This window comes from Sphingomonas sp. LH128 (genome assembly GCF_000293195.2).
Taxonomy (GTDB): Bacteria; Pseudomonadota; Alphaproteobacteria; order Sphingomonadales; family Sphingomonadaceae; genus Novosphingobium; species Novosphingobium resinovorum_A.
In genome coordinates, this window is record NZ_ALVC01000285.1 from 62951 (window position 1) to 79607 (window position 16657).

14 protein-coding genes are annotated in these 16657 nt (G+C 65.9%); 12 read left to right on the forward strand and 2 right to left on the reverse strand.

What is annotated here, in order from left to right; translation table 11 throughout:
* Positions 1-129: 129 nt before the first annotated feature.
* The 10 genes from LH128_RS33645 (at position 130) to LH128_RS21165 (ending at position 12177) form a co-directional block, all read left to right on the forward strand.
* Entirely contained in the window at positions 130-303 is a 174-nt protein-coding gene (locus tag LH128_RS33645) for a hypothetical protein (RefSeq protein WP_155986433.1), read from the forward strand.
* Between the two features lie 101 nt (positions 304-404).
* Complete coding sequence (locus LH128_RS31525) at positions 405-1103, forward strand: GntR family transcriptional regulator (protein ID WP_008831721.1); 699 nt, start codon at positions 405-407, stop codon at positions 1101-1103.
* 158 nt (positions 1104-1261) lie between these two features.
* Positions 1262-2866, forward strand: coding sequence for an AMP-binding protein (locus LH128_RS21130; protein WP_008831722.1), 1605 nt, complete (start codon positions 1262-1264; stop codon positions 2864-2866).
* Positions 2867-2871: 5 nt separating this feature from the next.
* A complete protein-coding gene (locus tag LH128_RS21135; RefSeq protein ID WP_008831723.1) occupies positions 2872-4044 on the forward strand; it encodes a thiolase family protein in 1173 nt (390 codons plus the stop codon).
* Positions 4041-4376: a zinc ribbon domain-containing protein gene (locus LH128_RS21140; protein WP_008831724.1), complete on the forward strand. Its 336-nt coding sequence runs from the start codon at positions 4041-4043 to the stop codon at positions 4374-4376. Before LH128_RS21135 ends, LH128_RS21140 begins: the two co-directional genes overlap by 4 nt.
* A complete protein-coding gene (locus LH128_RS21145; RefSeq protein ID WP_008831725.1) occupies positions 4373-5653 on the forward strand; it encodes an MFS transporter in 1281 nt (426 codons plus the stop codon). Before LH128_RS21140 ends, LH128_RS21145 begins: the two co-directional genes overlap by 4 nt.
* Before the next feature lie 32 nt (positions 5654-5685).
* Positions 5686-6657: a sugar phosphate isomerase/epimerase family protein gene (locus tag LH128_RS21150; RefSeq protein WP_008831726.1), complete on the forward strand. Its 972-nt coding sequence runs from the start codon at positions 5686-5688 to the stop codon at positions 6655-6657.
* Between the two features lie 267 nt (positions 6658-6924).
* The gene (locus LH128_RS21155; protein WP_008831727.1) at positions 6925-8199 is read left to right on the forward strand and encodes a M20/M25/M40 family metallo-hydrolase; all 1275 of its coding nucleotides are present in this window, start codon (positions 6925-6927) and stop codon (positions 8197-8199) included.
* A gap of 242 nt (positions 8200-8441) precedes the next feature.
* Positions 8442-10739: a TonB-dependent receptor gene (locus LH128_RS21160; RefSeq protein ID WP_008831728.1), complete on the forward strand. Its 2298-nt coding sequence runs from the start codon at positions 8442-8444 to the stop codon at positions 10737-10739.
* Between the two features lie 145 nt (positions 10740-10884).
* Positions 10885-12177, forward strand: coding sequence for a glutamate carboxypeptidase (locus tag LH128_RS21165; RefSeq protein WP_051211548.1), 1293 nt, complete (start codon positions 10885-10887; stop codon positions 12175-12177).
* 5 nt (positions 12178-12182) lie between these two features.
* On the opposite strand, the gene egtD is transcribed toward LH128_RS21165, so the two are convergent.
* Positions 12183-13169 carry an L-histidine N(alpha)-methyltransferase gene (gene egtD / locus LH128_RS21170; protein WP_008831730.1) on the reverse strand — a complete coding sequence of 329 codons (987 nt, stop codon included), beginning with the start codon at positions 13167-13169 and terminating at the stop codon, positions 12183-12185.
* Between the two features lie 3 nt (positions 13170-13172).
* Positions 13173-14423 carry an ergothioneine biosynthesis protein EgtB gene (gene egtB / locus LH128_RS21175; protein ID WP_008831731.1) on the reverse strand — a complete coding sequence of 417 codons (1251 nt, stop codon included), beginning with the start codon at positions 14421-14423 and terminating at the stop codon, positions 13173-13175.
* 247 nt (positions 14424-14670) lie between these two features.
* Between egtB and LH128_RS21180 the strand changes: the two genes are divergently transcribed.
* Both LH128_RS21180 and LH128_RS21185 read left to right on the forward strand, forming a co-directional pair.
* Positions 14671-15228: a peroxiredoxin gene (locus tag LH128_RS21180; RefSeq protein WP_008831732.1), complete on the forward strand. Its 558-nt coding sequence runs from the start codon at positions 14671-14673 to the stop codon at positions 15226-15228.
* Between the two features lie 46 nt (positions 15229-15274).
* Positions 15275-16525, forward strand: a complete 1251-nt coding sequence (locus LH128_RS21185; RefSeq protein ID WP_008831733.1) for a protein-disulfide reductase DsbD family protein — start codon at positions 15275-15277, stop codon at positions 16523-16525.
* Positions 16526-16657 lie beyond the last annotated feature (132 nt).

A 16657-nucleotide genomic window follows, 5' to 3' on the forward strand; every position in this document is an offset into this window, starting at 1 on the left:
TCGTCGAAGCAAATGTCGGAGGTGTCAATCTGGCGACCGATGTGGTGCCCCGCTGGCAATCAAAAATTACAGACGGGAATCCAATCGCTTGCATCCAAGAAAAAGACGCTGCGGGATAGTTTCCCAATCATGGCTGAATTGCTGGCGCAAGCTGCTTTGCCCCGCCAGTACCATCGCAAGCGCTATACGAACGTAGCTGACGTCCGGCGCTGCCCGGATCTTTATCCCGATGCCGGGATAATGGGATGGACCGAGGATGAACGCGCAGGTTCACGAAAAAACGGTATCTCTTCCACTTCCTGAAGCCGCTACCGCTTTCGCACGCCCCGCATCCATGACAACCAGTCCTTGCCACGAGACTTCAAAAGTGTATTCTGAATCTCGTTGTGGAGAATACGACGAAGATGAAACAGGAAGCACCCGCACAAACCGGCACACTGCTGAATAGCGCGGATTCGGAAGTATACACCACCGTGCTGGCGCGGATCAAAAGCGGTGCGATCGAGCCCGAAGAAAGAATCGTCGATTCCAAGCTCGCGGCCGAATTCAACCTGTCGCGCATGCCCGTGCGGCAAGCCCTGCTGCGCCTCGTCCACGAAGGCTACCTGGTGGGAACCACGCGCGGCTTCGTGCTGCCGCGGCTGACTTACGAGGATATCGAGGAAATCTTCGAGGTGCGCATGCTGCTGGAACCCCGCGCCGCAGCTTCAGCCTGCCGCACGCTCGCCCCGGAAGCCCTTGTCGCCTTGCGCGAGGCGCTCGCCGAAGCGCGGCGCGCCGTCGCGGAAGTCAGGCTCGGCAACATGATGATCGCGAATGACCGGTTCCGGCAGATCTGGCTCGACGCGGTTCCCAACCGCAGGCTTGCCACCTCGATCAGCCGCTTCGTCGACCATGTCCAGATCGTTCGCCGGGCAACGATCTTCGACGCCGCAACGCAGCACGTCGTACTCGACCTGCTGACCCGGATGCTCGACGGATTCGATCGCAAGGACGCCCTGCTGGTACAGGATGCGACGCTGCAGTTCGTGGTACGCGCACGCGAGGCATTCATCGCCGCGACGAGCATAGAATCCACGCAAGGTCGCGCCTTCATGGGATGACCGCATTAAAGCCAGGGCCGTTTGCCTACTAATTTTAAGTATGAAATGAATTCCATTTAGCAATGCTTGCAAAGCAATTGCTTCCGACATGGTCCGACATAGCGCCGCCAGACATCGCCAGAATCGCGAGACAATGAATGATCCAGATACCTGCACCGATGCAGATCGACACAAGCCCCGGCACACTCCATGCGGCCTTCGCACAGAGCGCGGACACCTGGGCCGGCCGCCCTTTCCTCCATGCTCCGGCCGAGGCAATGGCCGGTAATGCCGCAGTCTCGTTCACATACGCTGAGGCAATGGTGCGGGTCGCCGGCCTGCGGGACCGCTACGCCCGGGCGGGCCTGGGCCATGGCCACCGCGTCGGGCTGGCGCTCGACAACCATCCCGATTTCTTCCTGCACTTCCTTGCTCTCAATGCGCTGGGCTCCGGCATCGCGCCGATCAATTCGGGAATGAGCGACGGCGAACTCGCGCAAGTCCTGATGCTGGCCAAGCTCGACATGCTGGTGTGCCTGCCGCATCATCGAGATCGCCTCGCCGCTCTGGCGGCACAAACGGTGCCGGTCGTCGAGGCGGAGGAAGACACGCTGCCACCGCCAGGCCGCCCCGCCCTTCCCGGCCCGGCCGATGCCGGCAGCGAGGCGGCGATGATCTTCACCTCGGGCACTACCGGCACCCCCAAGGGTTGCGTGCTGTCGAACGCCTACTTCACCCGCATCGGCGCCTACTACACGCAACTGGGCGGTTATTGCACCTTTCGCCCGGGCGAGGAGCGTATCCTGACGCCGCTGCCGGTTACGCACATGAACGCGCTGGCGTGCTCGTTCATGGCGGCGATGACCAGCGGCGGCTGCCTGATCCAGCTCGACCGCTTCCACGCCTCGACCTGGTGGCGCACCGTGCGCGAAAGCGGCGCGACGATCGTGCATTACCTTGGCGTAATGCCCGCGATCCTGCTCCAGCGCGACGACGCGCCCGAGGCGTGGGCAGGCCACGCGATCCGCTTCGCCTTCGGCGCCGGTGTCGATCCGCGCCACCACGCGGTGTTCGAGGAGCGCTACGGCTTCCCGCTGATCGAAGCCTGGGCGATGAGCGAGACCGGCGCGGGGGCGTGGATCACCGCCAGCCACGAACCCCGTCACGTCGGCCAGCGCTGCTTCGGAAAGGCGGGTGACGACATCGAAGTGCGCCTCGTCGACGAGGAAGGGCAGGACGTTCCCGTCGGCACCCCCGGCGAACTGCTGGTGCGCGCCCGCGGCAACGATCCGCGCCGCTGGTTCTTCACCCGCTACCACGACGATCCCGCTGCCACCGAGGCCGCATGGGAAGGCGGCTGGTTCCACACCGGCGACATCGTGCGCGCGGATGCGCAGGGCAGCCTGTTCTTCGTCGATCGCAGCAAGAACATCGTGCGCCGCTCGGGCGAGAACATCGCCTCGGTCGAAGTCGAGGGCGCGCTGATGCGACACCCGGCGGTCGCGCATTGCGCCGTCACCCCGGTCCCCGACGAGATCCGCGGCGAGGAGGTGCTGGCACTGATCGAAGGCGACGGCGACGAGGCGCTGGCGACGGAAATCGCCGGTTCGTGCCTGCAGACGCTGCAGTATTTCAAGATTCCGGGCTATCTGGCTTTCGTGGAATCGCTTCCCACCACCAGTTCGCAAAAGCTGCAGCGCGGCGAGATCCGCAAGCTCGGCCGTGCCATCGTCGATGAGGGCCGCGCCTTCGACTTGCGCGCGCTCAAGCGCAAGAAAGGCTGATCGACGTGGCCCCCATTGCATCCTATCAGGGCGTCGCCGTGGCGTGTCCGGTCACGGTGCCCTACCAGCGTTCCAGCGAACGCCAGGCGCACTGGTTCTTCGGCCGCGCGCTGGCCGCGCTGGTCGAAGCAAGCGGCATCGCCAAGGATGCGATCGACGGGCTCGCCTGTTCCTCCTTCACGCTGGGCTCGGATACCACGGTGGCGCTGACCGAGCACTTCGACATGTCGCCGCGCTGGATCGAATGGCTGCCGACCGGCGGCGCCAGCGGGGTCATGGCGCTGCGCCGCGCGGCGCGGGCGGTGCAGTGCGGCGATGCCTCGGTGGTCGCCTGCATCGCCGCCGACACCGCCAATGCGCAGACGTTCGCGAAGCTCGTCGGCGATTTCAGCCGCTTTTCGAACGAAGCCGTATTGCCGCAGGGCAAGGCCGGGCCGAACGGCATCTTCGCGCTGATCACCGACAACTACATGCGCTGCTTCGGCGCGCGGCGCGAGGACTTCGGCCGGATCGCAGTGGCGCAGCGCGCCAATGCGGCGGACAATCCCAATGCCCTGCTGGGCGGCAAGCCGCTCGACATGGCGGGCTACCTCGCCGCGCCGCCGATCGTCGCACCGATCCACATGTTCGACTGCGTGATGCCGTGTGCGGGCGCCGAGGCTTTCCTCGTCATGAGCGAGGCGCGTGCACGCGAACTCGGCCTCAAGGGCGCGCGGATCATGGGCGCGATCGAGCGGCACAATGCCTATTTTGCCGATCCCGTCGCCATTCGCGGCGGCTGGGCGATGGACGCCGATGCCCTGTGGGCGCAGGCGGGCATAGCGCCGGGCGACGTCGACTGCCTGCAGACTTACGACGACTACCCTGTGATCTCGGCCATGCAAATCGAGGATCTCGGCTTCTGCGCCAAGGGCGAGGCGCCCGCTTTCGTCGCCGCGCGAGACCTTACCGTGACCGGCGACTTCCCGCATAACACCTGCGGCGGCCAGTTGTCCTGCGGGCAGGCGGGCGCGGCGGGCGGGTTCCTGCCGGTCGTCGAGGCGCTGCGGCAGGTCACCGGCCAGCCGCTCGGCGCGCAAGTGCCGGGCGCGCGCGTCGCGCTAGCCAGTGGCTACGGCATGGTCACCTACGACCGCTGCCTCGCCACCGGCGCAGCGCTGCTGGAGGCCCTGCCATGACCTTGCCGCTCCAGTTCTGCCGAACCTGCGGTGCCGCGCAGTACCCTTCGCGCGATGCCTGCCGTGTCTGCCTTTCCGATGCACTGGAAGTGCGCGACAAAACCGTCACCGGCACTGTCGTCAGCGAAGGCACGATCCACCGCTCGCTCGATCCGGCGCTCGTCGCCGGCGGGCCGCTTCGGATAGGGGCCGTCGCCAGCCCGCTCGGCGTCCGCATCATCGCCTTGCTCGCGCCCGGCGTGGCTGCGGGATCGTGCGTCATCCTCTCGCCCTGCCCGGACAGGCCGGGCGCCATCATCGCCCATCCGGCGCAGCAGGTCCAAGCATCATGACGGTGAATTCAGTTTCCGACCGCGCCGAACGCAAGCGCACCCTGACCCGCGCCATCGCCGCCTCGATCGTGGGCAACACGCTCGAATGGTACGACTTCTTCCTTTATGCGACGGCGGCAGCCCTGGTCTTTGGAGACCTGTTCTTCCCGGTCGGGCGCGATCCGCTGATCAACACGCTGGTCTCGTTCGGCGGCTATGCCGTGGGCTTCGCGGCACGCCCGCTGGGGGGCCTCGTGTTCGGCCATGTCGGCGACCGTTACGGGCGCAAGACCTCGCTGTTCTGGACGCTGGCGATCATGGGCCTCGCGACGTTTCTGATCGGCCTGCTGCCGACATATGCGCAGATCGGCATCTGGGCGCCGATCGCGCTCGTCGCATTGCGCGTGGCGCAGGGCATCGCGGCGGGCGGCGAGTGGGGCGGCGGCGTGCTGCTGATTACCGAGAACGCCCCGGCCGGGCGCGAGGGCATGTTCGGCGCGCTCAGCCAGAGCGGCGTCGGCCTCGGCTTCGTGCTGTCCACTTTCGCATTCTACCTTGCCGGGCTGCTGCCGCCGGAAGACTTCGCGAGCTGGGGCTGGCGCGTGCCGTTCCTCGTCAGCATCACGATCTTCGCGGTCGGCCTGTTCATCCGCTTCCGCGTCTCCGAGACGCCGGACTTCCAGGCCGCCGAGGCCGAAGGCCCGCAGCAAGCACCGCTTGCCGAAGTGCTGCGAAAGCACCCGCGCGAGATGGTCGTGGGCATCGGCGCGCGCCTTGCCGAGACTTGCGGCTCGCACTTGTTCATCACTTTCGCGCTGGCTTACGGCAAGGCAGTGGGCGCCGAAGTGGACACGCTGATGCTCGGGGTGACGCTCGGGATGCTGGCGGACAGCGTGATGATGCCGGTGTTCGGCGCACTGTCGGACCGCTTTGGGCGGCGGCCGGTCTACCTGTTCGGCGCGCTGGCGATGCTGGCCTTCGCCTATCCCTTCTTCGAGATGCTCGAGTCCGGCTCGACCACGCTGATCGTGCTGGCCTTCGTCATCGGCAACGGCGTGTGCCATGCGGCGATGATCGGCGTGCAGCCTGCGATGTACAGCGAGATGTTCAGTGCCCGCGTACGCTATTCGGGTCTCGCCATGGCGCACGAGGTGTCCTCGCTGATCGTCGGCTTCTCGCCCCTGATCGCCACCGCGCTATACGCCCATTACCGCAGCCCGACCCCGGTGGCGCTGTTCCTCGGCGCGATCTGCGTGGTGTCGGCGTCCTCGCTGCTGCTCTGGCGCCCAAAGCGCTGAAACCCCTTTCCCGCTTACCTCAGGAGACTGTCATGGACCTTAGCCGCCGCTCCCTTCTGACCGCCGTCGCTACCGGCATGGCCGCCGCATCGATGCCCGCCTTCGCGCGCGCCGCTGGCGGCCGCGTGCGCATCGGCGTGCAGACCTACAGCCTGCGCGACCTGCTGCCGACGCCGGGCGACATGGTCGACAAGATGATCCGCGAATGCCGCGACCTGAAGGTCGACATGATCGAGCTGTTCGAGCCGACCGTACAGCCCCCTGCCCTTTCCGCCAACGCGCCCTGGGCGTTCACCGGCGGCAAGCCGACCGAAGCCTCGCTCTACGGCCGCCCGCCCGAAGGCCCGCGCCCGGCCGAAGTGCTGCAGAACCGCGAGGACATCCGCCAGTGGCGCCTCGCCACCCCGGTCAGCCATTTCCGCGAGATCGGCCGCCGCTTCCGCGCCGCCGGGATCGAGATCCAGGCATTCAACTTCGGCCTCAAAGACGATTGCACCGACGCCGAAGTGGAGTGGGGCTTCGCGGTCACGAAGGCGCTCGGCATCAACCTGATGACCGCTTCCACCACGCTGTCGATGGCGAAGCGCACCGTGCCGTTCGCGGCCAGGCACCGCACGATGCTGGGCCTGCACGGGCACTCGAACTTGCGCGATCCCAACCAGCTGGCCACACCCGAGAGCTTCGAGCAGGGGCTGGCGATGTCGCCGTGGTATCGCCTGAACTTCGACATCGGCCACTTCGCCGCCGCCGGGTTCGACACCCTGGGCTTCCTGCACAAGCACCACGAGCGGGTCTGCAGCGTCCACCTCAAGGACCGCAAGGCGAACTTCGGCATGAACATGCCCTTCGGCGAAGGCGATACGCCGATCGCGGGCGTGGTGCGCACGATCTCCGAGAACCGCTGGAACATTCCGCTGATCCTTGAATACGAATATGCCGGCGGCTCCTCCGAAAGCGAGCTGCGCCGCGCGATCGACTACGTCGAGCACTACGTCGCCCGCTGATCGCGCGCCCTCCCGCGCGATCCCAGGCGCGGCTGCGGCCGGAAACCCTCCTCTTTCCGGCCGCAGAAACCGATACGTCAATTGGGATTTTGTGAATTCACTTTTGGCTTGAAACGATATCCACATTGCAATACAAGAAATCGTCACACAGTAGAATCGTACGAGAAATACGCCGAATCGGGTAACATCCCGGATCATCAATGCGTCAAACTCTCGCGATTTCGTACAAATCATGTGACCTGATTGCTCATCAGGAGAATTCAGATAATGCCCTTCGCCATGGCCATTCTGGCAGCAGCCGCCGCAGCGCCTGCCCCTGCCAAGCCAGCCACCCCGCCGGTGGTGGAGCGCGTTATCGCGACGTCGTCTTTCAAGGCCGCCGCGCAGTCCCTGCGCGCCGATCACGAGCGCTTCGTCGATGAGATCATCCGGATCACCCAGACCCCGTCCCCGCCCTTCGGCGAGGCGGAGCGCGGCAGGCTCGTGGCGCAGATGATGCGTGACAGCGGCTTCCGCTCGGTCTCCATCGACGAAGTCGGCAACGTCATCGGCCTGCGTCCCGGCCGCGATGCCAGGCTGCCGCCGCTGGTGGTCGCCGCGCACCTCGACACGGTTTTCCCAAAGGGCACCGACGTCACCGTGAAGCGCGAGGGCACGAAGCTGCGGGCACCGGGCATCGGCGACGATTCGCGCGGCGTCGCCACCTTGCTGGTGCTCGCCCGCGCGATGGACAAGGCGGGCATACAGACCGACCGCGACGTGCTGTTCGTCGGCAACGTCGGCGAGGAAGGCCCCGGCGACTTGCGCGGCATGCGCCACCTGTTCTCCACGAACGCGCGCGCCAGGGCAGCCGCCGGCTTCATCAGCATCGACAGTTCGGGCTCGGGCGGGATCGTCACGCGCGGGGTCGGTTCGAACCGCTACCACATCGTCTTCTCCGGCCCCGGTGGCCACAGCTACGACAAGTTCGGCATCGTCAATCCGATGGTGCCGCTGGCGAAGACGGTGACCGGGCTTTACCAGATCGCGGTGCCCGCCACTCCGAAGGTGACGTACTCGGCCAGCGTCGTGGGCGGCGGCACCTCGGTGAACACGATCCCGCCGCAGGTCTTCCTCGACGTCGACATGCGCTCGATCTCACCGGAGGAAGTCGCACGCGTCGATGCCGAACTGCGTGCCATCGCGCAAAAGGCGGTGGACGAGGAGAACGCCGCGCGCTCAACCGCGCGCGGCAAGGTCAGCGTCGATTTCCAGGTCATCGGCAAGCGTCCTGCGGGCCATACCGACGAAACGAAGGGCATCGCCGCCATCGCTTTCGGCACGGCCGAGGCATTCGGTTACGAGGGCCGCTTCATCGAGGTCTCCACCGATGCCAACGTTCCGATGAGCCTGGGCATCCCGGCGATCACCATAGGCTCTGGCGGCACCGGCGGCGCCGAACATTCGCCCGACGAATGGATCGACGTGGCGCTCGAACCCAGCGTCAAGGGCCTGACCGTCGATCTGGCCACGATCATCGCGGCGGCCGGCGCGAAACCGTAACGACCAGACAATGCCGCATCGTGCCGCACGAGCACGAGGCTCACGAACGAGAGGGCGAGGACACACAAGACAAGCAGGCAGGAGCGAACCGGCAGCCCGCAACGGGCGTCGCACCGAAATACCATGAACCTTCAAATCTAAAATATCCATCTTCCGCGACCAGCCTCACCCCATCGGTGACGGACAATCGAACAGGCGGGGGATGCGACAATCGGGGAATGAACATGAGCGTGGGATCCTTTATGTCGAGAACGTCCGTCTTCGCGGTTTGCGCGGCGGCCTGTTCGATCAGCCTGCCCGCCTTCGCGCAGGAAGCCGCCAGCACCGAGGGCGGCCTCAGCGAGATCGTCGTCACCGCCGAGAAGCGCCCGAGCACCGAGCAGAAGACGCCGCTCTCGCTGACCGTGCTGAGCGCCGAGACGCTCCAGCGCAACAGCGTCGGCAACGTCGATGACATCAGCCGCATCGCGCCTTCGGTCTCGATCACCAATTCAGGCGCGGCACCGATCATCGCGGTGCGCGGCGTCTCCAGCCGTGACGTCACCGAGATCGGCGACCCCGCCGTCTCGATCAGCATCGACGGCTTCAACCTCCAGCGCGCGACCAGCCTGCAGGCCGGTTTCTTCGACCTCGAGCGCATCGAAGTGCTGCGCGGTCCGCAAGGCACCCTGCTCGGCCGCAACGCCACCGGCGGCGCGATCCAGGTGATCACCGCCAAGCCCTCGCTCGACGGTTTCAAGGCACAGCTCGGCGGCGAGATCGGCAACTACGATCTCTACTCGACCAAGGGCATGGTGAACCTGCCGCTTACCGACGACCTCGCCATCCGCGCCTCGTTCCAGACTCGCGACCGCAACGGCTTCCGCGACACGCCGGGCAAGGACGGCGACGACGAGCACAGCAAGGCCGCACGCCTGCACGTGCTGTGGAAGCCGACCTCTCGCCTCAACGTGCTGCTGACCGGCGAATACGCGCACAACAACGGCGTCGGCACCGTGATCAACGGCTTCCCGCTGCAGACCTACACCGCCGCCAACGTTCCCAGCGGCTTCAACGTCGGCGACCTCATCCTGACCGCACCCGACAAGGGCAACGGCAAGAGCTTCTACAGCCCGGACGGCGGCTTCATGCGCTACACCGTATGGAACGTGCGCTCGCAGATCGACTACGACCTCGATTTCGCGACGCTGACCTACCAGGGCGGCTATCGCCACTTCGAATACGGCCGCAAGTATGCCTTCGGCGGCAATCCCGGCACCAACCGCCAGACCATCTCGTTCGAGCAGTACGAAGACGTCGGCACCTGGAACCACGAAGTACGCCTGTCGTCGAATTCGACCGGCCCGTTCAAGTGGCAGTTCGGCGCCTACTACTTCCGCGAGACCAACGACTTCGTCGGCCTGTTCACCGATTACCCCGATCAGGACAGCATGCATGGCGACTACTTCCTCATCCAGCGCTTCACCTATCCCGACATCACCGCCGAGGCCAAGGCGCTGTTCGGTCAGGCTTCCTACGAGATCGTGCCGGGCCTGACGGCATCGCTGGGCGCGCGCTACTCGAAGGATAAGAAGGATCGCCACACCAACATCCTGACGACCAACTACAACACGTACATCAGCACCCGCTGCGACCTGACCGACAGTTGCGCCTACAGCACGGCCACGGGCTACCAGGTCGCCAAGTCGAGCAAGACGACGTTCCACGCAGGGCTGGACTACCAGGTCACGCCGCAGAACATGGTCTATGCCAAGTTCGACACCGGCTACAAGGCAGGCGGCTTCACCGACCTCGGTGTCTACGATCCCGAGACCGTGAAATCCTACGAGATCGGCGCCAAGAACCGGTTCTTCGGCAATACGCTGCAGGTCAATCTCTCGGCCTACCTGTACGACTACTCCAACCAGCAGGTCAGCCAGTCGGTCATCAACTCGGCGGGCGGTGTCTCGGTGCAGATCCTGAACGCCGGCAAGTCGCGCTACAAGGGCATCGAACTGGACACCATCTGGCAGCCAACGCCGGACGACCAGTTCTCGGTCTACATCGCCTACTCGCATGCCCGCTACGTCGATTTCGCCACCGGCACCAGCGGCGTGCTGCTGCGCTATGCGCAAGCCGACGGCCGCGCCGAGCCGGTCTACGGCAGCGACGGCAGCACCGTGGTCGGCTACAACTACCAGCTGTCTGGCAAGCGTCCGCCACAGTCGCCCGACTGGTCGATCAACCTGGGCTACCAGCACGACTTCCACGTGCTGGGCGGCACCCTGACGCCGCGCGCACAGACGCATATCGAATCGAAGAGCTACTTCCAGATCTACAACTTCGATACCGACAGGCAGAAGGGCTATACCCGTTCCGACCTGATGGTGACCTACACCCCGGACGCGGCGAACTGGACGCTGACCGCCTACGTGCGCAACCTCGAAGATCGCCTGATCCTCGCCAACGGCGCCCTGCCGACGAGCACGACCTACCAGTCGTATCGCTACCAGTACCAGGCGCCGCGCACTTTCGGTGCGTCGCTGACCTTCAACTGGTAAGCAGCGGGTTCGGCCCAATGGACTGTGGGGGCGGCGCTGCGAAGCGTCGCCCTTGTCCGTTTGGCAGGCGCCGCTTCTGAACCACAGCCCAACACCGAAGTGAATCCTGAATTGCGCATCGGCGAACATCCAAGGAGCCCCTATCATGTCGCACCCCGCCCCATCCCTGTTTTCCGGCAGGCTGAAACGCCCCAGCCGGGTGCTCCGTAGCCTGCTGGTGTCGCTAGGGGCTATTTGGGTGCCGTTGGGTGCCGCCGCGGCCACCCCGTCGCAAGCAGCACTGAAAGCCGAGGTGGAGCGGCAGGTTCCGGCCTCGATCCGGCAGCTCGGCGAGATGGTCTCGATCGATTCCGGCTCGTCCGACGCGCCCGGCCTCAAGGCGATGGCGAACTATCTCGACGCGCGCCTGACCGCCCTTGGCGCCAGCGTGGAGCGCAAGCCGGTGCCGCCCGCCGCAGGCGACATGCTGGTAGCCACGCTACACGGCAAGCGTGCGAACAACGGCGGCCCACGCTTCCTCCTGCTCGCTCACATGGACACCGTCTACCAGTCCGGCACGGCCGCGAAATGGCCTTTCGCGATCAAGGGCGACATCGCCACCGGCCCCGGCGTCAGCGACGACAAGGGCGGCATCGCGGTGGCGCTGGGAACGCTGGAAATGCTGCGAAAACTGGGCTTCGGCGATTACGGGACGATCACGATCGCGTTCAATCCGGACGAGGAGATCGGCTCCCCCGGATCGCGGCACCTGATCGAGCAACTGGGCGCCGAGCACGATTACGTCCTCTCCTGCGAGCCGGGCGGCAAGCAGCGCATCCTCGCCACCAGCGGCATCGCCACGCTTTCCCTCAAAGTGGAAGGCAAGGCCTCCCACGCCGGCGTCGCTCCGCAGGATGGCCGCAATGCACTGGTCGAGGCGGCCGACATCATCGGCCGCACCGCCGCACTCTCCGATCCGGCCAAAGGGTTCAAGTTCAACTGGACGATCGCGCAGTCGGGCTCGAAGCACAACATCATCCCCGACCTTGCCGAAGCCACCGCCGACATCCGTTACATCGACGAGGCCGACGTCACCGCCACGATGGCGCACCTGCGGCAACTCGCGGCCGCCCCGGCGGTGGAGGGCACGCGCGTGAGCTTTACTCTGGGTCGCAACCGCCCGCCGATGGTCCCCACCGACAAGGCCCGCGAAATGGCCAAGGTCGCCGCCGGGGCCGGGCGCGAGTTCGGCTATCCGATCACGATCCTCGACAAGCCTTTCGGCGGCGGCAGCGACGCGGCCTATGCGGCGGTTTCGGGCAAGTCGGGCGTGGTCGAGAGCTTCGGCCTCGGCGGCGAGCACGCCCACACCTTAGGCGAGGAAACCGCAGACCTCGGCTCCATGCCTTCCTCCCTCTACGTGATGGCGCGCACGATCGTGCTGCTATCGGGACGGTAGCGGCATCACGCGGTCAATTCGTCGCCAATCGCGCGGGCCAGGATCACCATGAACTTGTCATCGGCATCGCCAAAGCCCTGCAGCGGCTCCCAGCCGCCAGCCAGCAGCAGGGTATCGGCGCTGCGCGGGTCGTACTTGTGGCTGTTCTCCGTGTGGATCGTCTCGCCGGCCGCCATGGCGAAGGCGCGGCCGCAGACCTCGAAGTCGATGTCGCGCGTCGCGGCGATGTGCATCTCAATCCGCGCACGTTCGTCGTTCCAGACCGCACGGTGAGCGATGCCGTCGCGAGGAATCGTACCGCCAAGTTCCCGGTTGATCCTGTCGGCGAGATTGAGGTTGAACGCCGCCGTCACGCCTTGCGCATCGTCGTAGGCGCAAACCAGTTCCGTCTCGCTCTTGATCCGGTCGAAGCCTAACAGCAGCAGGCTGCCCGCGCCCAGCGTGCGGCGCATCGAGCGCAGCAGGTCGGCGGCGGCCATCGGTTCCATGTTGCCGATCGTGGAGCCGGGGAAGAAGCCCAGACGCGGGTGCTGCCCCACTTCGGCGGGCAACGTGGCGGGCTGGCTGAAGTCCGCCTCGACCGGGTAGATCGGAAGGTCCGGGTAACGCGCCGCCAGCGCTTCGCAGGACTCGCTCAGGAATTCGCCCGAGATGTCGATCGGCACGTAGGCGGCGGGCCAGATCGCGCCGAGCAGCAGCGGCGTCTTGGTTGCGCTGCCCGCACCGAATTCGACGACGACGTGGTGCTTCGATCCCACCATGCGCCCGATCCGCGTGGCATGGGCCATGAGAATGCCGGTCTCGACACGTGTAGGGTAATATTCGGGGAGGCGCGTGATCTCCTCGAACAACTGGCTGCCGCGATGGTCGTAGAACCAGCGGGCGGGGATCGCCTTGCGTTGCTGCGAAAGGCCGGTCAGCACGTCGCGGCGGAATTGGGCGCGCAAGGCATCGCGGAAGGTGTCGATCAATTCGCGGACGGCGGTGGCCATGATCTACAGGTCCTTAGCTAGACGCACGCCGGTGAACTGCCAGCGCTTCTCGGGGGGAAAGAAGTTCCGATACGTAGCGCGCGAATGCCCGCGCGGGGTCGCGCAACTGGCGCCCTTGAGTACGCACTGGCCGGACATGAACTTACCGTTGTACTCCCCCACTGCGCCAGCCGCCGGGCGGAAGCGCGGATAGGGAAGATAGGCGGAACGGGTCCATTGCCAGCAGTCCCCGAAAAGGCCGGGCGAGCCTTGGGGATGGACGCCGACAGCCTCGTCAAGCTGGGCGCCGCCGACCGGATCATGGCTGGCTGCGGCGACTTCCCACTCGAACTCGGTGGGCAGGCGGTGCCCGGCCCAGGTGGCAAAGGCGTCTGCTTCGTAGAACGAGACATGCGTTACGGGCGCCTCGGGCCGGATCGGCTGGAGGCCGGACAGCGTGAAGGCCGCTTCGCCGCGCCAGTAGAGCGGTGCCGCGATGCCCTCGGCATTGATCCACGCCCAGCCGTCCGAGAGCCATAAGGCCGGGTTACGATAGCCGCCATCGGCGATAAATTCCGCCCACTCGCGGTTGGTCACGAGACGACGTGCGAGGGCGAAAGGCTCCAGCAGCACGTCATGCGCCGGACTTTCGTTGTCGAAGGCGAAACCGCCCGGTCTCCGGCCACCTTCATGGCCGATGCGATAGCGTCCACCCTCCTGGCTTTGCCATTCCATCGGTGCCGCTGGCGAAGCGCCGCGCTCCAGCAAAGGCGCATAGGCAGGAGCCAGCGGGTTCAGGGAAAGCGCATGCTTCACATCCGTAAGCATCAGTTCCTGGTGCTGTTGCTCGTGGTTCAGTCCCAGTTCGATCAGCGCGGCAAGTTCGGGGCGATCCAGAAGCAGTTCCACATGCGCATCGACATGGGCGCGGTAAGCCAGCACCTCGTCCAGCGAGGGGCGCGAGAGCATTCCACGCTGCGGGCGCGCATGGCGCGGCCCTTCCGCCTCGTAGTAGGAATTGAAAAGGAACGGCCATGTCTCGTCGAACAGACGGTAGCCCTCAAGATGATCGCGCAGCACGAAAGTCTCGAAGAACCACGTCGTATGCGCCAGATGCCACTTCGCCGGAGAGGCGTCCGGCATGGACTGGATCGTGGCATCGGCATCGGACAAAGGCGCGGCCAGCGCTTCGGTGAGGCAGCGGACAACGGCGAAACGCTCGGCCTGCGGTGCGGGGCAGGCCACCAGGGGCGAGCGGTCGGTCGTGGTGGCCATGCCGCTCTAACGGCCGATGCCGCCGCGGGATGCATGACGGAATCAATATTGCGACGAATTGCGCCCAGCCGCATTCGCTTCGGGACGAGCAGTCCATCCGCAAGCGAAGTCTCCCGGATCCACTCTGCGGCAGAAAAATGCGGCGAGTGATTTTCGGACCGCAACTTTTTGCCGCGCACCGGCGAACAGCCATGGGAAGGCCCCCGATCGGAGCGCCTTCGCCATGATACCCGTTGGAGCAGAGCCGATGAAAATCCGGAAGAATTTCGCCTTGTCGCTGGCCGTTGGACTATTCGCGGCCGCCGTGCCGAGCCAGAGCTTCGCCGCCCTGCCGCAAGGCGCCAAGGCCCCTGACTTCACGCTGCACGCCGCGCTGGGCGGCAAGCCCTTCGACCTCTCTCTGGCAAAGGCGCTGAAGAAGGGGCCGGTCGTGCTTTACTTCTTCCCCGCCGCCTTCACTTCCGGCTGCACGGTAGAGGCGCACCTGTTCGCCGAAGCCACCGGCGATTTCAAGAAGCTGGGCGCCAGCGTGATCGGCGTGACCGCAGGCAATGTCGAGCGTGTCGCCGAATTCTCGAAGTCCGAATGCCGCAACCAGTTCGCCGTCGCCGCCGACCCGAACGCCAAGGTCGCCGCCAGGTTCGACGCAACGATGCAGGGCGGCAAGCAGACGATCTCCAACCGCACTTCGTTCGTGATCGCCCCCAACGGCACGATCCTGCTCAGTTACACGGACATGAACCCGCAGGCCCACATCGAGAAGACGATGGCCGCGGTGCGTGCGTGGAAAGCGAAGCACGGCTGACCTTTTCCTCCACGATCGATCCTTCCTGTCGCCAAGAGGCCCCGTCATGCTTGTTGCCCTGTTGTCCGCCTTCCTGGGCGGGCTGATCCTGAACCTGATGCCTTGCGTCTTCCCGATCATCTCGCTCAAGGCGTTCGGGCTTGCGCGGCAAGGCGGCGACCCACGACAAATGCGACGAGAAGGGCTGGCGTTCCTCGGCGGAACCCTGCTGGCGATGCTGGCGCTGGCCGGCACGTTGATTGCCTTGCGCGCCGGCGGCCAGGCGGTGGGCTGGGGCTTCCAGCTCCAGTCACCGCTCGTGGTCGCATTGCTGGTGCTGGTGCTGCTCGGCTCCGCGCTCAATCTTGCCGGTCTCTTCGAGTTCGGTCTGGGCCTGCAGCGCATGGGCCAGACGATGGACGGGAAGGACGGCCTGCTCGGCGCGGCGCTGACCGGCGCGCTGGCCGTGGTCGTGGCGACGCCCTGCGCAGGTCCGTTCATGGCAGGCGCCATCGGCTTTGCACTCGTCCAGCCGCCGCTTGCCGCGCTCGCCATCTTCGCGGCGCTGGGCGCAGGCGTGGCAGCTCCGTTTACGGCGCTGTCCTTCAGCCCGGCGCTGGCGCGGCGCCTGCCGAAACCCGGTGTCTGGATGACGACGCTGAAGCACGCGCTGGCCTTTCCGATGCTCGCCGCCGCCGCATGGCTGCTGTGGGTGCTGGCGCAGCAGACGGGCAGCGCGGGGCTGGCGCTGATGCTCGGTTGCGCCTTGCTGCTGGCGTTCTCTTGCTGGATCTATGGCATGGCGCAAAGGCGCACGATGTCCGGCCGTCCCGCGCGTGCGCTGCACACCGTCGCCGTTGTCGGTGCGGCCGCGATCGGTGCGCTTTTCGCCATGCCGGGAGGCGCCCTGCAAACACCTGCCGCACCCGTACAGACACAGGCATCCGCAGCGCCGGTGACCGACGGACCGGTGCCCTGGTCACCCGAAGCGGTCGCGAAGGCACAAGCGTCAGGTCACGCGGTCTTCGTCGATTTCTCGGCCGAGTGGTGCCTGACCTGCAAGGTCAACGAAAAGGCCGTGCTGTCCACCGCCGCGTTCAAGTCCGCCATCGCCGACACCGGCGCGACCTACATGGTGGCGGACTCGACCAACTATGATGCGCGGATCGAGCAGGCTATGATGCAACTCGGCCGATCCGGGCTGCCGCTCTACCTGGTCTATCCGGCCAAGGGCGGCGATCCGGTGATACTGCCGCAAGTTCTGGACACGAAGACCGCCACCGATGCCTTGCGAAAGGCGTCTGGCAAGAAGGTTTGACGAGACGATGAATGCGATCCCGACCGACCATGCCGGAGGCTGCGTGGCCCCCGCGTGACGGACGAACTGCCGCTCGAGGATGCGCCGCGAGAGGAGGCATGGCCCGCCCTGATGCAGCGGGCGCAGGATGGC